General features: G+C 69.9%; 22 protein-coding genes. 5 read left to right on the forward strand and 17 right to left on the reverse strand.

Translation table 11 applies throughout. The annotated features are described in order from the left end of the window. Positions 1-8: 8 nt before the first annotated feature. Positions 9-830, reverse strand: coding sequence for an NAD(P)-dependent oxidoreductase (locus tag D7Y04_RS12960; RefSeq protein WP_120556336.1), 822 nt, complete (start codon positions 828-830; stop codon positions 9-11). Positions 831-922: 92 nt separating this feature from the next. After that, positions 923-1,813 carry a hypothetical protein gene (locus D7Y04_RS12965; protein WP_121759531.1) on the reverse strand — a complete coding sequence of 297 codons (891 nt, stop codon included), beginning with the start codon at positions 1,811-1,813 and terminating at the stop codon, positions 923-925. 162 nt (positions 1,814-1,975) lie between these two features. Here D7Y04_RS12965 and D7Y04_RS12970 point away from each other — a divergent pair, with 162 nt between their 5' ends. Further along, entirely contained in the window at positions 1,976-4,660 is a 2,685-nt protein-coding gene (locus D7Y04_RS12970) for a M1 family metallopeptidase (protein WP_121759532.1), read from the forward strand. An 18-nt stretch (positions 4,661-4,678) separates the two neighbouring features. Here D7Y04_RS12970 and D7Y04_RS12975 read toward each other — a convergent pair whose 3' ends face one another. The 3 genes from D7Y04_RS12975 to D7Y04_RS12985 form a co-directional block, all read right to left on the reverse strand. Beyond that, positions 4,679-5,077, reverse strand: a complete 399-nt coding sequence (locus D7Y04_RS12975) for a hypothetical protein (protein WP_120576622.1) — start codon at positions 5,075-5,077, stop codon at positions 4,679-4,681. Positions 5,078-5,160: 83 nt separating this feature from the next. Then, complete coding sequence (locus D7Y04_RS12980) at positions 5,161-5,505, reverse strand: antibiotic biosynthesis monooxygenase (protein ID WP_120597183.1); 345 nt, start codon at positions 5,503-5,505, stop codon at positions 5,161-5,163. Further along, on the reverse strand, positions 5,502-6,623 hold the full coding sequence (locus tag D7Y04_RS12985) for a cytochrome P450 (RefSeq protein ID WP_121759533.1): 1,122 nt from the start codon (positions 6,621-6,623) through the stop codon (positions 5,502-5,504). Before D7Y04_RS12985 ends, D7Y04_RS12980 begins: the two co-directional genes overlap by 4 nt. A gap of 63 nt (positions 6,624-6,686) precedes the next feature. Between D7Y04_RS12985 and D7Y04_RS12990 the strand changes: the two genes are divergently transcribed. Continuing rightward, positions 6,687-7,370 (forward strand): helix-turn-helix transcriptional regulator, encoded by a 684-nt coding sequence (locus tag D7Y04_RS12990; protein WP_121759534.1) that lies wholly within the window; start codon positions 6,687-6,689, stop codon positions 7,368-7,370. Here D7Y04_RS12990 and proC read toward each other — a convergent pair. Both proC and D7Y04_RS13000 read right to left on the reverse strand, forming a co-directional pair. Then, a complete protein-coding gene (proC, locus tag D7Y04_RS12995; protein WP_121759535.1) occupies positions 7,352-8,203 on the reverse strand; it encodes a pyrroline-5-carboxylate reductase in 852 nt (283 codons plus the stop codon). The genes D7Y04_RS12990 and proC overlap by 19 nt on opposite strands. 727 nt (positions 8,204-8,930) lie before the next feature. After that, on the reverse strand, positions 8,931-9,707 hold the full coding sequence (locus D7Y04_RS13000; RefSeq protein ID WP_121759536.1) for a YdiY family protein: 777 nt from the start codon (positions 9,705-9,707) through the stop codon (positions 8,931-8,933). Between the two features lie 144 nt (positions 9,708-9,851). On the opposite strand from D7Y04_RS13000, the gene D7Y04_RS13005 reads away from it, so the two are divergent. Next, positions 9,852-10,739 carry a PhzF family phenazine biosynthesis protein gene (locus D7Y04_RS13005; RefSeq protein WP_121759537.1) on the forward strand — a complete coding sequence of 296 codons (888 nt, stop codon included), beginning with the start codon at positions 9,852-9,854 and terminating at the stop codon, positions 10,737-10,739. A 154-nt stretch (positions 10,740-10,893) separates the two neighbouring features. After that, on the forward strand, positions 10,894-11,562 hold the full coding sequence (locus D7Y04_RS13010; RefSeq protein ID WP_121759538.1) for an Hsp20/alpha crystallin family protein: 669 nt from the start codon (positions 10,894-10,896) through the stop codon (positions 11,560-11,562). A 16-nt stretch (positions 11,563-11,578) separates the two neighbouring features. Here D7Y04_RS13010 and D7Y04_RS13015 read toward each other — a convergent pair whose 3' ends face one another. From D7Y04_RS13015 to D7Y04_RS13025, 3 genes are read right to left on the reverse strand one after another with little or no spacing between them, the layout of a single operon-like run. Then, positions 11,579-12,274, reverse strand: a complete 696-nt coding sequence (locus tag D7Y04_RS13015) for a hypothetical protein (RefSeq protein WP_121759539.1) — start codon at positions 12,272-12,274, stop codon at positions 11,579-11,581. Further along, positions 12,271-12,936 (reverse strand): hypothetical protein, encoded by a 666-nt coding sequence (locus D7Y04_RS13020; protein ID WP_121759540.1) that lies wholly within the window; start codon positions 12,934-12,936, stop codon positions 12,271-12,273. The genes D7Y04_RS13015 and D7Y04_RS13020 overlap by 4 nt, the downstream gene beginning before the upstream one ends. Then, on the reverse strand, positions 12,933-13,610 hold the full coding sequence (locus D7Y04_RS13025) for a Fic family protein (protein ID WP_121759541.1): 678 nt from the start codon (positions 13,608-13,610) through the stop codon (positions 12,933-12,935). Before D7Y04_RS13025 ends, D7Y04_RS13020 begins: the two co-directional genes overlap by 4 nt. 157 nt (positions 13,611-13,767) lie before the next feature. Between D7Y04_RS13025 and D7Y04_RS13030 the strand changes: the two genes are divergently transcribed. Continuing rightward, the gene (locus tag D7Y04_RS13030; protein ID WP_120597174.1) at positions 13,768-14,688 is read left to right on the forward strand and encodes a diacylglycerol kinase family protein; all 921 of its coding nucleotides are present in this window, start codon (positions 13,768-13,770) and stop codon (positions 14,686-14,688) included. Here the strand turns inward: D7Y04_RS13030 and D7Y04_RS13035 are convergent. From D7Y04_RS13035 to D7Y04_RS46520, 7 genes are read right to left on the reverse strand one after another with little or no spacing between them, the layout of a single operon-like run. Then, positions 14,678-15,568, reverse strand: coding sequence for a protein-glutamate O-methyltransferase CheR (locus D7Y04_RS13035; protein WP_121759542.1), 891 nt, complete (start codon positions 15,566-15,568; stop codon positions 14,678-14,680). The two genes, D7Y04_RS13030 and D7Y04_RS13035, sit on opposite strands and share 11 nt — an antisense overlap. A 2-nt stretch (positions 15,569-15,570) precedes the next feature. Then, positions 15,571-16,635 (reverse strand): chemotaxis-specific protein-glutamate methyltransferase CheB, encoded by a 1,065-nt coding sequence (cheB, locus tag D7Y04_RS13040; RefSeq protein WP_121759543.1) that lies wholly within the window; start codon positions 16,633-16,635, stop codon positions 15,571-15,573. An 11-nt stretch (positions 16,636-16,646) separates the two neighbouring features. Beyond that, positions 16,647-16,982: an antibiotic biosynthesis monooxygenase gene (locus tag D7Y04_RS13045; protein WP_121759544.1), complete on the reverse strand. Its 336-nt coding sequence runs from the start codon at positions 16,980-16,982 to the stop codon at positions 16,647-16,649. Positions 16,983-17,004: 22 nt separating this feature from the next. Further along, complete coding sequence (locus D7Y04_RS13050; RefSeq protein WP_121759545.1) at positions 17,005-18,534, reverse strand: AarF/ABC1/UbiB kinase family protein; 1,530 nt, start codon at positions 18,532-18,534, stop codon at positions 17,005-17,007. A gap of 34 nt (positions 18,535-18,568) precedes the next feature. Next, positions 18,569-20,671: a methyl-accepting chemotaxis protein gene (locus tag D7Y04_RS13055; protein WP_121759546.1), complete on the reverse strand. Its 2,103-nt coding sequence runs from the start codon at positions 20,669-20,671 to the stop codon at positions 18,569-18,571. Beyond that, positions 20,671-21,159, reverse strand: a complete 489-nt coding sequence (locus D7Y04_RS13060) for a chemotaxis protein CheW (protein WP_120597168.1) — start codon at positions 21,157-21,159, stop codon at positions 20,671-20,673. Before D7Y04_RS13060 ends, D7Y04_RS13055 begins: the two co-directional genes overlap by 1 nt. Beyond that, on the reverse strand, positions 21,156-23,324 hold the full coding sequence (locus tag D7Y04_RS46520; RefSeq protein WP_199749658.1) for a chemotaxis protein CheA: 2,169 nt from the start codon (positions 23,322-23,324) through the stop codon (positions 21,156-21,158). The genes D7Y04_RS13060 and D7Y04_RS46520 overlap by 4 nt, the downstream gene beginning before the upstream one ends. Positions 23,325-23,412: the final 88 nt, after the last annotated feature.

Here is a 23,412-nt window from a genome sequence, read left to right on the forward strand (position 1 = left end):
GAGACGCGCTAGAGGAAGAAGTCGGGCAGCAGCTCCGCGCCGGGGACGGACTGGTACTTGTCCAGGTTGGTGATGCCGGCGGCGCGCAGCACTTCATCGTCGATGCAGAAGTTGCCGGTGAAGGAGCGGCTGGGCTTGGTGAGGATGGCGTAGGCGGCGTCGGCCATGATCTCCGGCGTGCGGCTGCCCTTGATGGTGTCGTCGCCGCCCAGCAGGTTCTGCACGGCGGCGGTGGCGATGACGGTGCGGGGCCACAGCGTGTTGACGGCGATGCCGTCGTCCTTGAGCTCCTCCGCCATGCCCAGGGCGCACAGGCTCATGCCGTACTTCGCGATGGTGTAGGCCACGTGGGGGCCGAACCAGCGCGGCTCCATGTTGAGCGGCGGCGAGTTGTTGAGGATGTGCGGGTTGGAGGACTTCTTGAGGTACGGGATGCACGCCTGCGAGCACGCGAAGGTGCCGCGCGTGTTGATGCCGTGCATCAGGTCGAAGCGCTTGAGTGGCGTCTCCAGCGTGCCAGTGAGGCTGATGGCGCTGGCGTTGTTCACCAGGATGTCGATGCCGCCGAAGGTCTCCACGGCCTTGGCGACGGCGGCGTGGATCTGCGCCTCGTCGCGGATGTCCACCACGCAGGGGAGGGCCTTGCCGCCGGCCTCTTCAATCTCCTTCGCCGCCGTGTAGATGGTGCCGGGCAGCTTGGGGTGCGGGTCCGTGGTTTTCGCGGCGATGACGATGTTGGCGCCGTCGCGGGCCGCGCGCAGCGCGATGGCCTTGCCGATGCCGCGGCTGGCGCCGGTGATGAAGAGGGTCTTGCCTTGGAGGTTGGACATGGGCCGCATCCTGACCCACTCCACCGCCGCGTGCATCTGGAAGACACCCGGTGGACCGGGGCGGCGAGGAGCCCCGGTCCCCGGACTGTCGGTTACTGCGTGATGCAGGTGACCGTTTCGAGCATGGTCACATTGGAGTTGCCGGTGGTGCCCCAGTTGCCCACGCCGTTCGTGCCCACGATGAACGAGTAGGCGGAGCCGCGGATGGCGGTGGTGAAGCTGCTCACGTTGATATGGCCCTGGTCCTGGCAGAAGCGGCGGGCGGTAGCCGCCGGGGTGCTGTAGTTGCCGGACGGGAAGTTGGGCTGGACGGTGCCCACCTGGTAGCCGTTGACCGTCGGCGTCGTGTACGTGAGCACCGTCGCGTCGAAGCAGGTGATGGTCTCCAGCATGGTCACGTTGGAATTGCCGGTGGTGCCCCAGTTGCCCACGCCATTCGTACCCACGATGAACGAGAAGGCGGAACCACGGATGGCGGTGGTGAAGCTTTGCGCGCCGCTGTGGCCCTGGTCCTGACAGAAGCGGCGGGCGGTGTCGGCGGCGCTACTGAAGTTCCCGGTGGGCTGGTTGGGGAGGTACGTGCCAATCTGATAGCCATTGACCGCGGGAGTCGTGTAGGTGACGCCCGAGTTGGAGGTGAAGCAGGTGACGGTCTCCAGCATGGTCACGTTGGAATTGCCGGTGGTGCCCCAGTTGCCCACGCCATTCGTACCCACGATGAACGAGAAGGCGGAACCACGGATGGCGGTGGTGAAGCTTTGCGCGCCGCTGTGGCCCTGGTCCTGACAGAAGCGGCGGGCGGTGTCGGCGGCGCTACTGAAGTTCCCGGTGGGCTGGTTGGGGAGGTACGTACCAATCTGATAGCCATTGACCGTGGGTGTCACATAGGTCTGGTAGGTGTCAGCGCTTGCCGACGACGCGAAGCCCACGACGAAAAGCAGGGACACGAAGAAGGAGGGAAGACCGCTGCTGCGACGAAACATGTTTTTCCTCGGCTTTGGGCTGAAGCGGGGGGAGCAGGACCGTACCGGCTCGCGGGGTTGAAAGCACCGATTCACGGGTAGGAGACATCTCGAGAATGCGGTGGGTGCGAGTCGAGACGTTGGCACGATGCACGACCCGCGCATGGTCTACGCTGCGCGCCCATGCGACTGCTCCCACTCCTCGCCCTGGTGGTGTTGACCGTCCGCTGTGCCCACGCGCCGGAGGCCGCGCCGACTGCTTCCGCGCTGCCCGCCGTCTCGTGGCCGGAGGCATTGCCCCCCGCGCTGCGGTTGCCGGACACCGTGCGGCCCATGCACTACGCGCTGGACCTGAAGCTCGTGCCCTCGGAGGACACGTACCCGGGCAGCGTCACCATCGACGTGGAGGTCCGCGAGCCCGTGCGCCAGGTGTGGCTGCATGCGCAGGACGTGGACGTGACGCGGGCTCGTGTCACCGTGGCGGGCCGCACGTTCGACGCGAAGCCTGTCACCGCGCCCGAAGGACGTCTGGGATTGCTGCTGCCGGAGGAACTGCCGGTGGGCAAGGCCCAGCTCCTGCTCGACTTCACCGGCAAGGTGGACCGCGAGCGCAGCCAGGGCATCTACGGAGTGGAGGAGGGCGGTGAGCCCTATCTCTACACGTTCTTCGAGCCCATCGACGCGCGCCGCGCCTTCCCGTGCTTCGACGAGCCGACCTTCAAGGTGCCATGGCGCCTGCGCTTCACCGTGAAGGCCGGACACGTGGCGCTGGCCAACCACCCCGTCGTGTCGCGCGAGCCGCTGGCGGACGGCCTGGAGCGCGTCACCTTCGCGGAAAGCAAGCCGATGCCCAGCTACCTCGTGGCCTTCATGGTGGGGCCGTTCGACATCGTCGAGGCCGGCACCGTGGGACGCACGAACGTGCCTCTGCGCTTCATCGTCCCCAAGGGCCGGGGCGCGGAGACGCGCTACGCCGCGAGCATCACGCCTCGCATCGTGAAGGGGCTGGAGGACTTCTTCGACCAGCCGTACCCGTACGAGAAGCTCGATGTGGCGGTCGTGCCCCGGTACTGGGGCACGATGGAGCACCCGGGCATCGTCGCACTCGGGCAACCGCTCACGCTCATTCCGCCCGGCGAGGAGACGCTGGCCCGCCGCAAGTCGTACGCGGTCATCGCCAACCATGAGCTGGGCCACTACTGGTTCGGGGACGTCGTCACCTGCTCCTGGTGGAACGACATCTGGCTGAACGAGTCCTTCACCGCGTGGTTGGACCGGCAGACCGTGGACCGGCTGGAGCCGTCCTGGGACTACCAGCAGGAGCGCGCCATGTCCGCGACCCGCTCAGCCCTGGCTTCGGATGAGCTGGCGTCGGCGCTGCCCGTTCGCAAGCCGGTGGAGAGCAATGACGACATCGTGGGCTCGTTCGACAACGGGACGACGTATGACAAGGGCTCGTCCGTCATCGCCATGTACGAGGCCTGGATGGGCCCCGAGCGCTTCCGCGACTTCCTCCGGGGCTATGTCCGCAAGCACGAGTGGAAGGTCGCGACGATGGAGGACTTCCTCGCGGACCTGTCCCAGGCGGCGGGGCCGGAAGTGGCGCAATCCTTCGGCGGGTTCATCGAGCGGAGCGGGGCGCCTCGGATCACCGCGCAGCTGTCGTGCCCGGCGGGCGGCGCTCCGTCCGTGAAGCTGTCGCAGGAGCGCTACCTGCCCGTGGGCTCCAAGGCGGACTCGCGGCAGGAGTGGCAGGTGCCCGTGTGTCTTCGCGTGGGCACGGGCACGCAGTCGTCGCGGGTGTGCTCGATGGTGCAGGGGCCCTCGACGGAGGTCGCGCTGCCCTCGAAGCAGTGCCCGGCGTGGGTGCTGCTCAACGCGGGCGGCACGGGTTACTACCGCGGCGGTTACACCCGCGAGCAGTTGACGAAGCTGCTCGCGACTCCGGTCGCGGCCTTCACTCCCGCGGAGCAGATGGCGCTCTGGGCGGATGTGGATGCGGCGGTGAGCCGGGGCGACCTGCCGCTGGGGGAGGCGCTGAAGGCGGTGCCTGCCTCCGCGAAGTCGACGAACCGGCTCGTGGTGCAGAGCGGCGCCTCGCTGCTGGAGCTCGTGCGCCTGGATCAGCTCACGCCCGAGGAGCGCCAGCGCTTCCGCGCGTGGGTGGCCTCGCTCTACTCGGCGCGCGCGCGGGCCATGGGCTGGGTGCCGAAGCCGGGCGAGGACGACTCCGTGAAGGATTCACGCTCCCTGTTCCTCCGGCTGGCCGGTGGTCTGGGCGATGACCCTCGGCTGGTGAAGGAGGCGCTGCCCCTGGTGCGCGCATGGCTGGCGGACCGGAAGTCGGTGGACCCGGAGGCGTTCAGTGCCGCGCTGCCCCGAGCGGCGACGCACGGTGATGCGGCGCTGTTCGACGCGCTGCTGGACGCGGCGAAGAGGGAACAGGACCGCACCGAGCGTTCCCGGCTGCTGATGTCGCTGGGCTACTTCCGGAACCCGGACCTGCTGTGGCGGGCGCTGGGGCTCGTGGTGTCGCCGGGCTTCGACGTGCGCGACTCGCAGATCATCCTCCGGATGGCGTTGATGTCGGCGGAGTCGCAGTCGCTGGCGTGGAACTTCTACCAGACGCACTTCGATGCGCTGACCCAGCGGCTGCGTTCGGATGAGCTGGGCCGGCTGATTGGCCAGACGGGGAGCCTCTGCGATGACATCCACCTGGCGCAGGTGGAAACGTTCCTCACGCCTCGCGTGGACAAGATTGAAGGCGGTCCGCGCGCGCTCACCCGGGCCCTGGAGTCCATCCGGCTGTGCATCGAGTCCCAGAAGCTCCAGGCCCCGAGCGTCAAGGCGTTCCTCCGCGCCCGGTGAGCCCCTGGGCCTGAAGCCTCACGGACCGTAGGGACACATCTTCAGCATCTGCGCGATGGGCGGGCGGCAGAGTTCCAGGAGCTGTGTCTCGTCGAGGAACGAGGACGTCCGTGCCTTGAAGAAGCAGGCCGCGGGATCATCCGAGGGCTGGGCGTACTGGCAGAGCTGGAGCGCCTGCGGGTCGGCGAGGAAGCCTTTCTCCTGCACCCGGAGGAAGCACTGTGCCGGGGTGTCTGAACGGGCACCCTGGCAGAGCTGCGCCGCGATGCTCTCACTCACCGAGCTGCCCTGGCGTGCCGCTTCGAAGCAGGAGTATTGCGACGCACCCTCGGGTGGGCCTTCCATCTGCCCCACCGCCGGAAGCCCGAGCAGCGCGGCAGCCAGTCCCCAGGCACCTCTCCAATGGCCTCGCTTCATCGTTCACCCCCCAAAGAAGGTGGGGGAGTCATGGCCCGCATGGGAGGGACGGGCGGGAAGACAGCCGCCGTGCGCCGGCCGCGTCAGTCGTGCACGGTGCGACTGTCGGCGGGCACGGCCGCCCGGTCCTTCAATCCGTAATCCCTCACGACGTGCGCCACCCGCAGGCGGTAGTCGCTGAACACGCCTTCTCGGCCTTCGCGCTGGGCTTCACGGTGGGCCTCCTGCCTCCGCCACTCCGCGACCGCCGCCTCATCGCGCCAGTAGGACAGGGACAGCAGCTTCCCCGGTGTGCTGAGACTCTGGAACCGCTCGATGGAGATGAAGCCATCAATGTCCGCCAGCAGGGGCCGCAGCTCCGCCGCGAGGTCCAGGTATCGCTGCCGATGTGCTTCGTGTGTCCAGACCTCGAAGATGACAGCAATCATTCCAGTCCTCCCAGTACGCGAGCATTGGTGGAAGCACGCCAGGTGACGGGGCCCGACAACGGTGACAGGTCCAGGCCGCTCGCGAGCACGCTCTCCGCCGCTGCCGTGGCCATCGTCGTTGCGAGCAGGGGCCCAGGGCAGGCATGCGAGCCCAGGCCGAAGGTGAAGGTCTGGCGCCGTGCGCGCCTTGGCAGGAAGGCGTCGGGTTGGGGATTCTCCAGCGGATCGCGATTCGCGGCGGCGAGCACGACGACCACGGTCTCACCGGCCTCCAGCGCCTGACCCGCGACGGTCGCTGCGGCATGGATGAAGCGTCGCGTGTTCTGGACCGGCGAATCGTATCGAGCCGCTTCCTGGACCACGTCGTCCAGCGTGCACGCACCCCGTGAGAGTTGTTCGCGCAGCCCGGGCACGCGAGCGAAGGCAAGCAGCGTCGCGCCCAGGAGTCCGGCCGTTGCTTCATACGCCTGGGTGAGCAGACCCACGGCGTTCGGGATGCGCAGGTCCTCCGAGCCATGGCTTTCAAGAAGCCGCGTCGTGAACGCGGTCCTCGCCGGGGACTGGAAGCAGGCCGCCATTCGTTCGTTCAGCCTCGCCGCACCCTCACTGCCCACAGGAGGACCTGCGACCGAGCGGACATAGGCATCCACGTCCTGCACGCTCGCCTCCAGCGTGTCTTCTGGGAAGCCCAGCAGCGACCCCAGCACGAACACGGGAAGCTGGAGTGCGGCGTCTGGCAGTCGAGACAGTGAGGGCGTTGCGAACAGCTGTGCCGCCCAGCGGCGGCTCTCCGCTTTGACCTCACCCAGCGCCTCCGGCAACGCGCGTGCAAGCGTCTGCTTCACGGCGGGGTAGGGGCCTCCGTCGTTCATCCTCACCAGCCGTCCAAAGAGGGCCCCGGCCGCGGTGCCCACCAGATGCGGAGGCACCGGCTCCGACAGTGGCCGGACCCGGCAGTGCTCGCTCGTGAGCACCGCGCGGACGGTGGCTGCATCCGCCGCGATCCATGGCCCGAAGCCGGGGACGCGGTGCAATCCGCCCTGGGCTCGAAGCTCCGCGTAGTAGGGGTATGGGTCGGGGTGGGGGACGGCCTGATACGGGTCGGTGGGCGGTGTCATCGGTCCTCGTTGCGGGGCACTCTGCTGCCGTTGCCGTGTCCGTGTGCTAGGAAATGGTTCGTCATGGACCGAACGATGAATGCAGGGCCGGACCTCACGACGCTGGCCACGGCCGTGGGTGACGCCACGCGGATCCGGATGCTGGAGCTGCTCATGGAGGGACGGGCGCTTGTCGCGAAGGAGCTCGCGTTCGGCACGGGCGTCAGCCCCGCGACGGCGACCGCGCACCTTCAGCGGCTGGAGCAGGCCCGACTGGTGCGCGCCACCCGGCAGGGACGCAACAAGGTGTTCCGGATCGCCACGCCCACCGTGGCTCGGATGGTGGAAGCGCTGATGACCGTGGCGGTCTGGGGACCCCGTGCGTCAGTGACTCCGGAACCCCTGCGTGCCGCGCGCTATTGCTACGACCATCTTGCGGGCAGATTGGGCATGGGCATCACCGACGCGCTCCTGCGGGCCGGGCACCTCTCCCTGCGTAAACGCGCGTTCGCGCTCACCCCGAGCGGCGAGGCGTGGTTCCAGGACTTCGGCATCGACCTGGAGCCCGTGCGCGAGCAGCGGCGCCACTTCGCCCACCGCTGCCTGGACTGGAGCGAGCGGCGCGACCACCTCGCGGGGGCGCTGGGCGCGGCGCTCGCCGCCCGGGTGTTCTCATTGGGATGGGTGGAGCGTCAGCCCGACTCTCGCGGCCTCATCGTCACGCCAGGAGGCCAGCGGGGGCTCAAGCGTCACTTCGGCGCGCTGTAGGCCGCGGCGTTCGCGTCCGCGCGCTCCCGGGTGCGCTGGATGGCGACGGATACCGCTTCGCCCACGATGCGAGGCAGACCGTGGGAATCCATCGCCATCAGCCCTGCCTCGGTGATGCCTCCCGGGGTCGCTATCTCCGTGATGAGGCGAGGGGTGGTGGCGCCGGGTTCGGCCAGCAGCTTCGCCGCGCCAATGAGCGTTTCCTTCGCGAGCGCCGCCGCCTCCTCCGCGTCCATTCCGTGCGCCATCGCGGCCTGGGCCAGGGTCTCCACGAAGCGGAAGACATACGCGGGGCCCGTGCCGCACACGCCCGTGCAGACCGTGAGCGCTTCCTCGGTCATCCACATGGGCCGGCCCGTCGCCGCGAAGACGGACTCGGTGGACTGCCTCGCGGCTTCCGTCGCCCGAGTCCCGGCCGATAGGGGTGTTACGCCCGCCCCCACTCGCACGGGCGTATGGGGCAGGGCGCGGATGACAGAGACGCTGGATGGCAACGCCGCTTCCAACTGCGCGAGTCGCACGTCTGCGGAGAGCGACACCACGGTCTGCCCAGGTTCCAAGGCAGGCGAGATGACCGCCATCAGGTCCCGCAGCTGCGCCTGTCGCACCGCCAGCACGACTACGGCCGCGCCCCGCACCGCCTGCGCGTTGTCCATGAGGACGTGCACACCGTGCCGGGAGCGCAATTCCTCTCCGCGCTCGGGACGGCGCACTGTGACGCGAAGGTCCGACGGACGCACATGGCCGGACCGCAACAGTCCCAGGATGAGGGCTTCGGCGATCTTGCCGCCTCCCAATAGGACGACGGGGGCGGGAATGGAGTGGGACGCCATGACTGAAGCCTAACCTCAGGTAGGCCGCCAGGAGCTCGCCAACAGAGTCTGTGATCCGGTGTTCGCGGCGGCGCACCCCTTGGCGGGGTGCGGCAATGGGGACCGACGGGATGCAGGAGCGGACGGCGGGGTGAGCCCACGAAGTGAGGCGCCCGCCCGGGGCCGGTTACCTCAAAACTTGTCCGACAGTCGGACAGGTTTTCGCCGCCCGGGGCCCCGGGGGGGAGCAATTTCATGCGTGAGCGAACTCCAGGCGAGGGCTCGGACAGAGTCGCCCGTCCGGGGCCGGCTTCCTCAAAACTTGTCCGACAGTCGGACAGGTTTTCGCCGCATGGGGCCCGGGGCCGTGCTGGTCCGACGGGTGACGTCGAGTCCATGTCAGACCCCTATGGTTGGATGGCGATGCTGGGACGAAGAGGGGATGGGGATGGTGCGAGTGGGGCGCGTGGCGGATGTGGGGGCGCAGTTTGAGCGCGGTCTTTCGCTGGGGGGACTACCGGCTCGTGCGCGGTTAGGCTCGGAATCGAAGCTGGCGCGTCTCCATGGCCTATGCCGGGACATAGCGCGCGAGGCGCTTCGGTTGATGGCAGCGCGGGGCCCGGTGGTGCGGCGGCCCATGCGCACTCGGCGCACGGTGGCCGTGGATGCGTCGTTGACGCTGGAGAAGGTGCTTCCTCCCGAGCCTTACTTCCGCGCTCGGTTCGTCAACGCGGTAGTTGCCATTCACTCAAAGCTTCACACCCACCGTGGTGCGCAGCTGCGTGTCCAGTGGCGGCACTGTCGCGGGCGGCGCGCTGTCGTAGGTGAGGTTGAAGCCGATGCCCACTGTGACGCGGGGATTGGGCGTCACCGCGAAGATCGTCTCGTTGAGCACGCGCAGGTCGGAGGGGCGGGTGACTCGCGGCTGGATGTAGACCGTCTCCACGAGGTTGATGTTCTCCATCAGCTTTATCCGTCCCAGCAGGTAGCTGGAGACTCGCGGATCCGTGTAGCGGTCTCCCGCGTCCGGCTCGCCGTCCTTACGCAGCCGCTCGTGCTCCATCATCAGCGCCACCCCGAAGGTGAGCCCCAGGCTGTCCTCGTTGAGCAGGATGAAGCGCGGTCCCGCGCCCAGCAGGATCCGGAGCTGGAGCCGGCGGAACTCGTTGTATTCGTGCTGCGCGAAGATCTCGCCCGACACCGTGTCCGTGAGCTTGCGCCGATAGCGCACGTGCTCCAGCACCTGGCTGACGATGCGCTCGCCGCTGGCGAACGAATACTCACCCCGGATGACGCCCAGCCAGACGTCGCGCTCGGAGCGCAACTGGCCCACCAGGGAGCCCCGAATGGAGAACAGCTCCGTGCTGCCCGTGCGCCAGTCGCCGCCCAGCTCGATGGCCGCGGCCGGCCCCGGCTCCGCCTTCTCGTCGAAGAGCGCCTGCACGTTGACGATCTGTGCCGCCGCGCCGCTCGCGTGGAGCAACACCACCAGCACCACCCACCCACCCGACTTCAGGAGATTCATGCATCCTTGCTGTGCCTGCTCCAGCGCTCCCGTTCAACCCTGTTGTGGGGGCTCCGGTGCGCCGGTCCAGCGCTTGACGCCAACGGTCCAGGCGGAGCATGCCTGCGCTGTTTCCCAGGCCCTTCCCCTGTCCGGAGTCCGCCCATGCAGGTCCACATCATCGATGCCTTCACCCGCACCGCCGGTGCGGGAAATCGCGCGGGCGTGGTGCTCGACGCCTCGGCGCTGGATGTCCCCACGATGCAGCGGACCGCCGCGGCTGTCAGCGCGTCGGAGACCGCGTTCCTGCTGTCCCGGCCCGGTGACGCCACTGTGCGCCTGCGCTACTTCACGCCCGTGGACGAGATCCCCTTCTGCGGCCACGCCACGGTGGCCACCTTCCACCTGCTCGCGGAGAAGGGGCTCCTGCGAAGCCCGGGGACGTACACGCTGGAGTGCCCCGGCGGCACGTTCGGCATCGAGCTGGAGCCCCAGGGCACGCGTGGGACTCGGGTGTGGATCGCCACGCCCCCGCCGCCCGCGCAGCCCAACCCCGTGGCCCTGGACGCGCTGATGGCCACGATGGGCGGGACCGCGTCGCAGGTGGACGCGTCACTGCCGGTCATCCGCCAGGGCCACCGGCTGGTGGTACCCCTCCGGCGGCTCGCGGACCTGGAGGCCCTGACGCCGCGAGGCGCGGCGATGAACGCGCTGCTGATGCCGCACGGCTTGCGCGGCGTCTACCTCTTCACCCGCGAAGCGAAGGAGGAAGGGAGCGTGGCTCAGGCGCGCTACTTCGTCCCGGGCTTCGGCATCCTGGAGGACCCCGTGACGGGCTCCGCCGCGGGACCGCTCGCGGCCTGGCTCGCCGAGCACGGGAGCCTTCGCCTGCCGGAGCACGGCGGCACGGTGTCGAGTCGCATCGAACAGGGCGACACGCTCGGCAAGCCGGGCCGCATCGACATCCAGGTCACCGGCCGACCAGGCCACATCGAGCGCGCCCGCGTCGGTGGAGTGGCCCTCACCGTGATGGACGCCACGCTGCTCGCATAGCGAGGCTCACGCGCATGACGGACCGCGGTGCCGGGCCCCTTGATGGCCTCGCCGCGCACCTCCAGGTTCGAGGTTGGGATGATTCCATCCCCGCTTGAGTGACCGGTGCGGTCTGGCGGCCAGTTGCCAGCCGGCTCCACCGGGGGAGGACGTCATGGCAACCGACAACAGGAACCCAGGCGCGCAGGGGGGACCCTCCTCCTCGCCCGTCATGAAGAACGCCCAGACCGAGGTGCCGAGCGCCACCTCGCCGGGACAGGACCCGAGGACGGGCGCTGGCATCAGCCGCCGCGAGTCGCAGGCACCGGCCATCGGCAGGGAAGCCGCGCCCGTGAGTCCGTTCGGGCTGCTGCGCCGGATGATGGAGGACATGGACCAGCTCGTCTCCGGCTTCGGAGGCCGGGGCCTCACCGCCCGGAGCGGCCTGCTGGACGAGGGCCTCTGGTCACCGCAGGTGGACGTGCTGGAGCGGAACGGAAACCTCATCGTGAAGGCCGACCTGCCAGGAATGCGGCGGGAGGACATCCACGTCGAGGTGCTGAAGGATCTGCTCGTCATCGAAGGCGAACGCTCCTTCGAACTGGAGGAGGAAGAGGAGGCCGAGGGCATCTGGAGCCTGGAGCGCAGCACCGGTCTGTTCCGCCGCGTCATCCCGCTTCCGGAAGGCATCGACACGGAGTCGATCCAGGCGAACTTCGAGAACGGCGTCCTGGAGGTCTCCCTGAGGCTTCCGGAGGCGCTGCCCCAGGGCAAGCGCATCGAGGTGAAGGGGGGCTCGCGCGAGCAGGCCCGCCGGATGACGCGCGGCAAGCCCATCCACTGAGGGAGGGGCACGCGGATCAATGCGTGTGCCGGCGGCCCTCGTCTTCCACGACGGCCGCCGCCACCTTCTCCGCCGAGTCGCGCAGCTCCGCTTCGGCTGGTGAGTGCCAGGACTCGAAGGCGAACAGCTTCCGCATCAGCTTCCCGGCCTGATAGCCGGGGCGCAGTCCGATGGCGTCGAACATCCAGGACAGTGCTTCGTCCGCGAAGGTGTACCAGGACTCCTCGCAGCCCGTGGCGTCGATGGTGAGGTTCATCGTGGTGACGATTCCATCCGCCAGCGCCAGCGTCCGGATGTCATTGTCGCCGGGGCCGGACGGCAGGTCCCGCTTCAGCGCCTGGAAGTGGGTATCCAGCTTGAACAGCCATTCGCGCGACTGCTCGAGCGCGTTGATGATGAGCTGGATGTTGTATTCCACGCTCATGTTCGGGGTGGGCTTCTGTCTGAAGAAGCGGTGGCACCAGCAGTAGCCGCCGAAGCTCTCATTGCCCAGATACAGACCCGTCTCCGTGTACCAGGGGCCCAGGTTCTGGTTGAGCATCCGCTGGATGTGCTTCGCCATCGTGTCGTGCTGCTCGTCCGTGAGCTTGCGCGTCCCCGGGGGCACGCGCGGCGCCAGGTATTCGCGCAGCAACCGGATGAGCTTCTCCGGGTCGTACCCCTCCAGGCTGTCACGGATGCGCAGCCAATGCCCCAGGGCCGAACGGGTCATACGGCCACTTCCGCGACCCGCGCCGCGGCGTCCCGGAGGACCTCCGGGGGCGGCGCGATCCAGGACGTGAAGTTGAAGGCCGTGTCCAGCTGCTCCTGCGTGGCACCCGACAAGGGCAGTCCCATCGCCTCGATGCACCACGACATGGCGTCCTGCGCGACCTGGTACCAGGTCTCCTCGCAGGACGTCGTCTCCGCCGTCAGGTCCACGGTCCGCACCAGCCCTTCCGCGAGCGCCTTCGCCCGGAGAGCCTTGTCGTCGGCCGCCAACTCGAGCTGACGCCGCGCGCCCTGATACACGCCGTCCAGCGCGTACAGAAACGAACGGATCCGCTCCAGCGCCTCCAGCATGAGCTGGATGTTCGCATCCACGTCCATCGTCCGATGCGGCGGGTTCTGGTTGAAGAACGAGTGACACCAGCAATAGCCCCCCAGCACTTCATTGCCCAGGGGCAGGCCGCTCTCGATGTACCAGGGCCCCAGCTCGGCCTGGAGCAGGTCCTTCACGGCGTTCTGCGCCTGTTTGAGCCGGCTTGCGTGGATGCTTCCGGACCGAAGGGGGGCCAAGGCCTCCCTCAGCCGGGACGCCAGCGCTTGCGGTGCGTAGGCATCCAGGCTGTCGCGGATGCGGCGCCACGTGAAAGCCGAAGCGTCACTGCTCATTCAGGCACCTCGTTGCGGCACGGGGCGTCCGGCCCCGCGATGGTCCGGGCCAGCAGTCTCGCCAGCCGTGTGTAGTTCACCGCGTCCCCCGGGCGCTTGGGCCACAGCACCACGGGCGCCAGCGGTGGCGTGGGCAGCCGGCCCCGGCGCAGCATGTATTCCAGCCACAGCCTTGCCGCGCGGGCGTTGCCGTCAGGGAAGGGGTGGAAGAAACAGAGGTCCAGATACAACCGCGTGGCATGCGCCACGGGATGACGTTTTTCCCGTGCGTCCGCTTCCACCTTGTCGCGGAAGGCCGCCTCCAGGCCGGGCGCTTGCGCATAGCGGTGCTCGCCACCGCGCGCGAAGGCGTCCCCGGTGCGAAAGCCCGTGGGCGCGCCCAGGAGCTCCGCCTGGACCTCCACCATCCGGGCGAAGGTCAGCGGCTCGCCCAGGTCCGCGAGCCGCCGCACCCGGGCCAGGGCCCGCTCGAAGCGCTCCGTCCGCGCCGTTCCCTGGGTTTCATGGGCCGGTGCGTCATGACGGTGCAGGAAGTCCTCCTGGGCCCCTGTCTCCCGGAAGGGCTGGCGCGCCGCCGCCGTCAGGTCCGCCCGGAGCGCGGGCAGCGCCCAGTCCAGGGCGAGTGTGGCCTCCCGGTGGGGCGCGAGCTGCTCGGTGGAGGACGGGGCATTCACTCGGGATCCGGGACGAAATGGGGGGCGGAGAGCCCAGCATGGCCGGGGCCGGGTGACAAACACCCCGGGCGATAAGGCCCTCCCGTGGGTCACGGAGTGGAGCCTTGGCTCACAATTGCGTAAACAGGTCGTTCTCGCAGCAGGGAGAAGGCACTGAATGAAGACGTTCCTCGTGGTCAACCCGCGCAGCGCCAACGGGCAGACGGGGAAGCGATGGGTGGAGATCTCCGCGCAGGTGGGCAAGGTGCTCGGCGACTTCGGGTACGGCTTCACCAGCGGCGGCATGGATGCGGCGCGTCTGGCGCAGCAGGCCATCGATGACGGTTTTGAGTGCATCGTCGCGGTGGGCGGCGACGGCACCCTCAACGAGGTCACCAACGGCTTCTTCCGCGACGGACAGGTCATCAACCCCCGGGCCACGCTGGGCCTGTTGCCCCGAGGCACGGGCGGCGACTTCCGCCGCACCTTCGGGTGGGACCTGGAGCTGACGTCCGCGCTGGAGCGGCTGCGCACGGAAACCACCGAGCCCTTCGACGTGGGGCGGCTGGAGTTCACCGACAACGACGGCAAGCCGGCCACGCGCTTCTTCGCCAACATCGCCTCGTTCGGCGTGAGCGCGGTGGTGGCCCGCGAGGTGAACCAGGGCAGCAAGGCGCTGGGCGGCAACCTGAGCTTCATGTGGGGCACCGTGAAGGGCCTCATCAAGTACCAGGAGCAGCAGGTGCGCCTCACGGTGGACGGCGGCGAGCCGGAGACGGTGAGCGTCACCGCGGTGGCCGTGGCCAACGGCCGCTACTTCGGCAGCGGCATGTTCGTGGCGCCCGACGCGGTGACGCACGACGGCCTCTTCGACGTCACCATCTGGTCCAACTACGGCCTGTCCGACTTCGTCCTCAAGTCCAAGGGCGTCTACAACGGCGACCACGTCACCTGGAAGGGCACGCGGAGGCTGCGCTGCCGCACCATCCACGCCGAGTCGCTGACGGGCGACGTGTTCCTGGACGTGGACGGCGAGACGCCGGGCCGGTTGCCCTGCACCATGACGCTGTTGCCGGGCGCCATCCGCCTCAAGGTGTAGCGCCGGAGCGGGGCGAGCGCCGCGCGTCCTCCACGGGCGCGCCGGCGCCAGACGAGGCGGGCGTGGGGCGGTACCAGCTCGTCTGTCCAATCAGGTGCCGCGTGAAGCCGTCCTCCACCAGGGGCGAGGCCTCCGCGGCGCCCAGCACCAGGTAGCCGTCCGCGTGGAGCATCCGCCGCACGCGGGCGAGCACCGCGCGCCGGGTGGGCGCGTCCCAGTAGATCATCACGTTGCGAAGGAAGACGAGATCCACGGGCGCTTCCAGCGGGAAGTCCTCCATCAGGTTGAGCGGCCGGAACTCCACCGGCTTGCGCACCTGTTCACTCAGCCGCCACCCGTCGCGCTCCTGGTGGAAGTAGCGCTGGCGCAGTTCGGGCGTCAGGCCCCGGTGAATCTCCTTCGAGTCGTAGCGGGCCTCGCAGGCGCGGACGATGGCGCGGGTGGAGAAGTCCGTGGCGAGGATGCGCACCGTCCATCCGGTGATGAGCAGTCCGGCCTCGGCCAGCGTCATCGCGACGCTGTAGGGCTCCTGACCGTAGGCACATGCCGCGCACCAGATGCGCAGCGTCCGCGTGCGGATGCGCCTGGCCAGCAGCGTGGGCAGCACCGTGGTTCGCAGGGCCTCGAAGACGGGCGCGTCGCGGAAGAAGGCCGTCTCGTGGTTGGCCAGCGCTTCCGCCAGGCGCTGGTGCAGCGGACTGCCCTCCGGCTGCGAGCGCAACCGCGAGACCAGGGAGGAGAGGTCCGGCAGCCGCTCCTCGCGCATGAGGGGCGTGAGCCGCGTCTCCACCAGCGCGTGCGTGTCGGGCTCCAGCACGAGCCCGGAGCGGCGCAGCACGCGCTGCCGCAGGTACGCGAAGTCGTCGGGAAGCAGGGACATGTTCAAGTCCTCCGTCCGCGCGGATCCACGCGCCGCGCCAGCTCCAGGGCCAGCGCATCCAGGGGCACCACGGCATCCGCGAGCCCCGCCTGCTCCACCGCACCCGGCATGCTGCCGACGACGCAGCTGGCCTGGTCCTGCACCACCACTTGACCGCCTGCCTCGTTCACCCGCCGGCAGCCGCGCAGCCCGTCCTGGCCCATGCCGGTGAGCACCACCGCCAGCGCCCCCGCGCCGTACACCTCCGCCGCGGAGCGGAAGAGCAGGTCCACCGCCGGACGGCACGCGTTCTCCGCCGGCCCCTGGTGCGTGAGCAGCCGCACGCCCGTCGCATCCCGGCACACTGCCAGGTGGAAGTCGCCGGGAGCGACCCACACCTCGCCCGCATTCACGGATGCGCCCGTCACTGCCTCTCGCACGGTGAGCGGCGTCACGCCCTGCAACCGCTCCGCGAGCAGCCGGGTGAAGAGGGGCGGCATGTGCTGCACGATGAACACCGGCACCGGCAGGTCCGACGGCAGCGCGGACACCAGGCGCACCAGCGCGCCCGGGCCTCCCGTGGACGCGCCGACGACGATGGCCTCCACCCGCGCGGGCACTCGCGGCCTGGGCTGCGGCTCGCGCGTCACCAGTGGAGGCGAGGGCGTCGCGGACGGCGTGCGCACGTTCAGCGCCTTGAGCTTGCGCACCAGTTCGTCCCGCACTGCCTCCACGGTGATGTTCATCCCGCCCGCGGACGTGGGCTTCGTCACGTAGTCGCGGGCCCCCAGCGCGAGCGCCTCCAGGGTCAACACACCCGCGCGTTCGGTGAGCGCGCTGAACATCACCACGGGCAACTCCGGGGCACGTTGGCGCAAGAGCTTCAGCGTCTCCAGCCCGTCCAGCTCCGGCATCTCCAGGTCCAACAGCACGACGTCCGGCTGGAACTGCTCCACCTTCGCCAGGGCGATGCGGCCATTGGGCGCGGTGGCGACGACCTCCAGGCCCGGCGCCGCGCCCAGCAGCAGCGACACCTGACGCCGCACCACGGCCGCGTCGTCGACCACGAGGACCCGGATGGCGTTCATTCGCACCCGCTTCACCGCGCCGCGTGCGCGACCGGGCAGCGGCCCGCTGGGGCGCTGGCGGCCCGCTCTCCATACACCTCGTGGCGCGGCCGGCTCGCGAGGATGGCGCTGGCGCCCCAGTCCGTCACGCGGTGGAAGGCCTCGGACGCGACGAAGGCGTCGAAGCCCTCGCGGCTGTGCCACTCGGAGACGATGAGGTAGCGCCCCGGCGCTCCCACGCTCTTGAACAGCTCCGTGTGAGCGTGCGTCGGCAGCTTGCGCATCGCCTCCAGCACGAGCGCGAACTTCCGCTCGAAGGCGTCCGCCTTGCCCTCACGCACTTCGTAGTTCATGCCGATGGTGACCATCCGTCACCTCCTTGTCCGTGTTTCATTCGAGCCAGACCCGGACACGCCGGCGGCCCTCATCCAGGTGGAACAACTCCGACGGCCGCAGACCCGCCGCGACCGCCGCGATACCAATGGCCGCAGGATCCACGCCCCGCGCCGCCAGCTTGCGAGGCAGGTCCTCCGGCAGCAGATCCTCCAGGTGCGCCGTCACGTCCGCGCGGAAGGTGAGCGCGACGCGCGTGCGCCCTCCTTCCGTCACCTGGACCTTCAGGTAGCGCGCGGTGCCCTCCACGGGAGCCGCCGGCGGCGATGGCGGAGGTAGTAGCGAAGGCGCGCGGGCCTCATCCAGGAGGGGTCCCCAGGCGATGGGCGCATCCAGCACGTCCAGGTGGCGCACCAGTCCATGGAACGCGCGCAGGACGAACAGGAGCGACGCGGGCCCCGCAGCGCGGAAGTTCCAGCGGTGCGGCCCCAGCGCCTCGGTGAGCCGCTCGCCCAGCCGCCAGCTTCGCGCGTGGAAGGGACGGTCCAGGAGGAAGGGCTCCAGCAGCACGCGGCTGACGGCGGGCAGTGTCTCCGCCATGGGCTCCAGCAACTCCGGCGCGAAGCCCAGCATCACCCACGCGGACAGGAGTTGATCCGGGCGCGGCGGAGTGCTCGGACACTTGAGGAGCGAGATCAACCGCCCCAGCCCCACGGACAGCTCCGGCGGCAGTGGCTTCACACAGCCGAAGTCGAGCACTCCCAGCACGGGCTTGCCGTCCGCTCCCCGCGACACGCGGTAGTTGCCCGGGTGCGGATCCGCGTGGAGCGCGCCCCACGTGAAGCAGCCGTGGAGGAACAGGCGCACCAGCGTCGTGGACAGCGCGCGGCGGTCCGCTTCGCTCCAGCGCCAGCCCTCCGCGAGCGACTCGCCCTCCACCCACGTCATCACCAGCAGGTCTTCCCGCGTGAGCTCATCCACCGGTACGGGGATGACGACGCCCGGCACCTCCGCCATGCGAGTGCCCGCGTCCTGCAGGGCCTGGGCCTCGTGGCGATAGTCCAGCTCGCCCTGGAGCATGCGGGCCAGCTCGTGGCGGTAGGCAGACAGGTCCAGCTTCCCGCGCCAGCCTCCCAACGGGGCGGCCAGCCACCCCAGCGCCCGCAAATCATCCCGCACGGCCTCCGCGATGCCCGGGTGCCGCAGCTTCACGGCCACGGTGCGCCCGTCATGCAGCACGCCCCGGTGCACCTGGCCCAGCGACGCGGCGATGCCCGTGCCCTCCAGCGACTTGAACACCTCCCGCCACGGACGGCCCAACCGGCGGGACACCTCCGCCAGCGCGGCCTCCGGGTCGAGCGGGGAGGGCGCCTCCGCGAGCGAACCGAACCCCGGCGTGTCCGCGCCCAGCTCCGCGAGCGTGAGCACCTGCCCCACCTTCTGGGGCAGGCCCCGCAGTCCGAGGAGACGCTCGGTCAGCTCCTGCCGCGCGCGCTCCACGTCCTGGGGCCGGGACCCCCGCCGCAGGCGCGTGGAGGCACGGGCCACCTGGCCCAGCTCCCACCACCGCTTCAATCCGGTTCGCACGTGTCGTGGCTCCCTGTGTCTGACGCCGCCCGCGCTACTTCGTCCGCGTCTGCTTGTCGGAGGTGTCCACCTGCACGACCAGCCGTTGCAGCGACTGCGCCATGTGGGCCAGCTCCACCGCCGAGCGCTGCGTGCTGCCCGCGCCCTCGGTGGTGCTGCGCGCGGCCTCCGCCACGGCGGCCATGTTCTCGGAGATCTGCTGGCTGCCCTTGGCGGCCTCGCCCACGTTGCGGAGGATCTCCCCCGCGGTGGCCGTCTGCTCCTCCACGGAGGAGGCGATGGACGTCTGCAACTCGTTGATGCGGCCGATGGTGGCGCCAATCTCCAGGATGGCGTTGACCACCTCCTCGGTGTCGCCCTGGATGCTGCCGATCTTCTGGCCAATGTCCTCCGTGGCGCGGGCCGTCTCGCGCGCCAGCTCCTTCACTTCGTTGGCCACCACCGCGAAGCCCCGGCCCGCCTCACCGGCGCGCGCCGCCTCGATGGTCGCGTTGAGCGCCAGCAGGTTCGTCTGCTGCGCGATGGAGGTGATGACCTTGATGACCTTGCCGATCTCCTGGCTGCTCGTGCCCAGCTTGCCGACGACGCTGGACGTGGAGTCCGCGAGCTTCACCGCGGAGGACGCCACCTTGGCGGCGGCGCTCGCGTTGCGCGCCACCTCGCGGATGTTCGCGTTGACCTCCTCCATGCCGGACGCGACGCTCTGCACGTTGCGGCTGACCTGTTCGGCGCCAGCGGACACCTGGGTGGCCTGCGCCGCGGTCTCCTGCGCGTTGCTCACCATCTGCTGGCTGACGCTGGACAGCTCCTGCGACGACGCGGCGAGCGTCTGCGAGTGCTGCGTCACCTCCTGGAAGATGCCGCGCAGGGTGGTGTCCAGATCCTTCTCACGCTGCTGCACGGCGAGCTTCTCCGTGATCAGCTCCCACGTCACCATGGGCCCCAGGTAGCGGCCCTGGCCGTCGTACACCGCCGTCACCAGCAGGTCCGCGGTCTCCGGCCCAATGGGGATGTTCGCGCGCACCGGCAGGTTCTTGTCGTTGGCCAGGATCTTCCGCTGGTACGCCACGTCCTTGTGGAAGACGTCGATGGGGGCACCCAGCACCCGGTCCGCGGCGATGGGCAGGTGCTTCTCCACGCGCTGCAACAGCCGGCGCGAGGCGGGGTTCAGGTAGACGATCTTCAGGTCCAGGTCGGCCACCATCACGCAGGTGGGCGCGTTCTCCATCATGGCCCTGAGGCGCGCCAACTCCGTGTCCGCGCGCTGTTGATCCGTGACGTCCGTCCACGTCACCACGTAGCCGGTGAGCGCTCCACCCCGGCCCGAGATGCCGTCAATGCGCGCCTTGAGCAGGGCAGCGCCCACCGCGAAGTGGGCTTCGTGCGGCAGCGACGACGGGTCGCTCAGCCGCTCTTCTTCAAGGCGAATCTGGTGCTCGAAGTGGGCGAGGAAGTCTCCGCCCGCGTCCCCCGCGCTGTCGCGGAAGGCGGCCGTCTGGCTGATGCGCTCGATGGCCTCCGAGGAGGACGCGTTCGAGAAGACGATGGCCAGGTCCGGGTCCAGGATGAACAGGTTGACGCTCGCCGCGTCCAGCACCGCCTCGCTCAGGGCGCCTTCGAGCGGCGTGGGCGCGCGGCGGCGCGAGGACCGGGGCGCGGGCACGGACACCGTGGCGACCCGGCGTCCCTCCGTCCGGGAGGCACGCGCCGGAGCACGCTTCACGGCGGCGGTCCGGGAGGAGGCCTTCTTGACGGGCCTGCTCACGATGTCGTCCTGCAAGGTGCCCACGGCGGACAGCAACTCGCGGGCGACGGGGCCCGGCACGTCCAATTCATCCAGCACGGTGGCCAGGTGCTCTGCGATGCGCCCGAAGTGATGGGGCTTGAGCTCCATGCGCGCGTGCACGTCGCGCATGGACGGGCCCTTGTAGACGGCCGGCCCACCCAGGTGCTGGGTGAGGAACGCGACCATCTGGCGCTGCAGTTGGAGCATGTCCGCGCGGCGGAAGTAGGGCTTGAGCAGCGCGTCCGTCATCACCCGTGCGTAGAGCTTCTGCACGGCGGCCGTCAGGGGGGCCTTGCCGCCCAGGCGCTGGAAGAGGGTGGTTTTCACGGCGGGCGCGGTCGGGCGGGCCATCAGCGGGACTCCTGGGGAAGCACGGGGAAGGAAGGGGAGGCGGAAGCGCTGGACGCAGGCGAGAGCCCGTCCACAACCGCGTCCGCGGACAACACGAGCAGCAGCCGGTCCGGCAGCGCATGGACACCCAGCAGGAACGGGCGCAGCGGCCCGCGCAGGTTGTCCGGCAGCGGCGCCAGGTCCGACTGTTCGAAGGGGAGGATGTCGCCAATGGCATCCACGCGAAGGCTCACCGCGCCTTCGTCGCCGCGCAGGACGACGTGGGGCGCGTCCGCGGGGGCGGTGCCTTCGGGCAATTCCAGACGGCGGCGCAGGTCGATGGCGGGGACGATCTGTCCGCGCAGGTTGAGCAGCCCCGCCACTTCCGGAGGCGCGCCGGGGACGCGCGTGAGCGGGGGCGGCAGGAGGATTTCCTGCACGCGTTCGATGTCCAGACCGAACAGGTGGTCGCCCACCTGGAACGAGCACAGCTGACGGAAGGCGCTCATGGCGCACCGCCTGTCAGCAGCTCCGGGTGCACGGCGCGCACGGTGCCCTCCACGTCCAGGAACTCGGTGGCCCGGGCCTGCACCACCATGGAGCCCAGCACGCCCGGGCGGCGCGTCTCCCACTGGAGCGCGAGCTCCACCTCCGCGACGTCGAGGATGGCGTCCACCACCAGCCCCACGCGCGTGTCCGCGTGCTGGGTGACGACGACGGACAGCGACTCGCCCAGGGCGACCTGGATGTGTTGCGCCATCCGCTCGGTCGCGCCGGGCCTGGCCTCCAGCACGGACGCCACGCGCACCAGCGGCAGCAGCTGCCCGTGGTAGCGCGCCATCTCCATGCCTCCGCTCAGCCGCTCGATGTCCGACGCGGGCAGCTCCTCCAGCCGGGCCACGCGCGACAGCGGGATGGCCACGCGGCCCTCCGCGCCGTTGCGGCACAGCAGCACGCGCTCGCGCGGCTCCTCCGGCGCAGGGGCTTCCGCGGCGGCCTCCGGAATGACGACCTGGGCCTGCGCCTCGGTGACCATGCCCGCGCGGCGGCCCAGACCCATGGCATCCAGGATGAGCGCCACGCGCCCGTCGCCCAGCACCGTCGCGCCCGCGTAGCAGGCCAGCCCCTTCAGGTGCTTCCACAGCGGCTTGACGACGATCTCTTCCGTGTCGTGGATGGCGTCCACCCACAGCCCGAAGGTGCGCTCACCGGCCTGCAGCACGACGACGGTGGCGCCCTCGTCCAGGTCCGGCATCGCCGGCCCCACGCCCAACTCGGCGGCGAGCACCACCAGCGGGAGCAACTCCCCGCGCAGCCGCAGGACGCACGCGCCCTGGATGCGGGTGATGTCCCTGCGCGCCTGGGCCGGCTCCAGGAACACCACCTCCCGCAGGGAGGCCTGCGGCAGCGCGTAGCGGTCTCCCCGGCAAGTGACGAGCAGCGCCGGGATGATGGCCAGGGTGAGGGGAATCTTCAGGGTGAACGTCGTGCCCTGACCGGGCCGGCTGTGCACCTCCACGGTGCCGCCAATGCGCTCCACCTGCGAGCGCACCACGTCCATGCCCACGCCCCGGCCGGACAGCGACGTGACGCGCTCCGCGGTGCTGAAGCCCGGCATGAAGATGAGCATCATCGCGTCCGCGTCCGCCATCCGCGCCGCCTGGTCGGCCGTGAGCAGGCCGCGCTGCACCGCGACCTGCCGCACGCGCTGCACGTCGATGCCCGCGCCGTCGTCGGACATGCCCAGGTGCACGAGCCCGCCCTCGTGCGACGCGCTCAGCGTCAGGCACCCCACGGGCGGCTTGCCCGCGGCCATGCGCTGCTCGGGCGTCTCCACGCCGTGGTCCACGGCGTTGCGCAAGAGGTGGGTGAGCGGATCATGCAGCGCCTCCACCAGCGTCTTGTCCAGCTCCGTGTCCGCGCCCTGCAATTGCAGACGCACCTGCTTGCCGCACCCGTGCGCCAGCTCGCGCACCAGCCGGGGGAAGCGGTTCCACACCTGGCCCACCGGCTGGAGCCGCGTCTTCATCACCACCTGCTGCACCTGGGTGGTGACGACGTCCAACCGCTGCGACGCCGTGACCAGCTCCGCGCCCGGCGTGGGCGAGGCCGCGCATTGGAGGATGCGGTTTCGGGCCAGCACCAGCTCGCCCATCAGGTTCATCAACCGGTCCAACAGCGCCACGTCCACGCGCAGCTTGGAGTCCACCCCGGTCGCGGCGCCGCGCCAGGGCACGGCGCCCGGAGGCGTCAGGGGCTCGGACACCTCCAGCGGCGCGGAGCCCGCCGCCGCGCCCGCCATGCGAGCGAGCAGCGCGGAGTGGTCCACCGCGGGCTCCAGCCCTGTCGCCTCGATGTGCTCCAGCGTCCCGCGCGCCGCGTCCGCCGCCGCCAGCAGCGTGGACACGCGCTCGCGGTCCAGCACCAGGCGCCGGTCGCGCGCCAGGCCGAGCATCTCCTCGGCGGCGTGCATCAGCGCTTCCAGGCGGCTGAAGCCCAGGAAGCCGCAGGTGCCCTTCACGGTGTGCAGGGCCCGGAACAGCTGCGCCAGCAACGGCTGCGAGCCCGGCCGCGCCTCCAGCTCCAGCACCGTCGCCTCGATGCTCTGCACGTGCTCGCGGGACTCGAGGAGGAACTCCCGCATCACGTCGTCCCAGCCCGGAGTGTCACCCACGGACAGGACGCTCCCGGACGGAAGTCCACATAGACTGTATGTGTTTGATGAGACGGATTTGTCTGGCGCTGCCCATGGGCAACGGCCC

Source organism: Corallococcus sp. AB038B (genome assembly GCF_003668955.1).
In the GTDB taxonomy this organism is placed as follows: Bacteria; Myxococcota; Myxococcia; order Myxococcales; family Myxococcaceae; genus Corallococcus; species Corallococcus exiguus.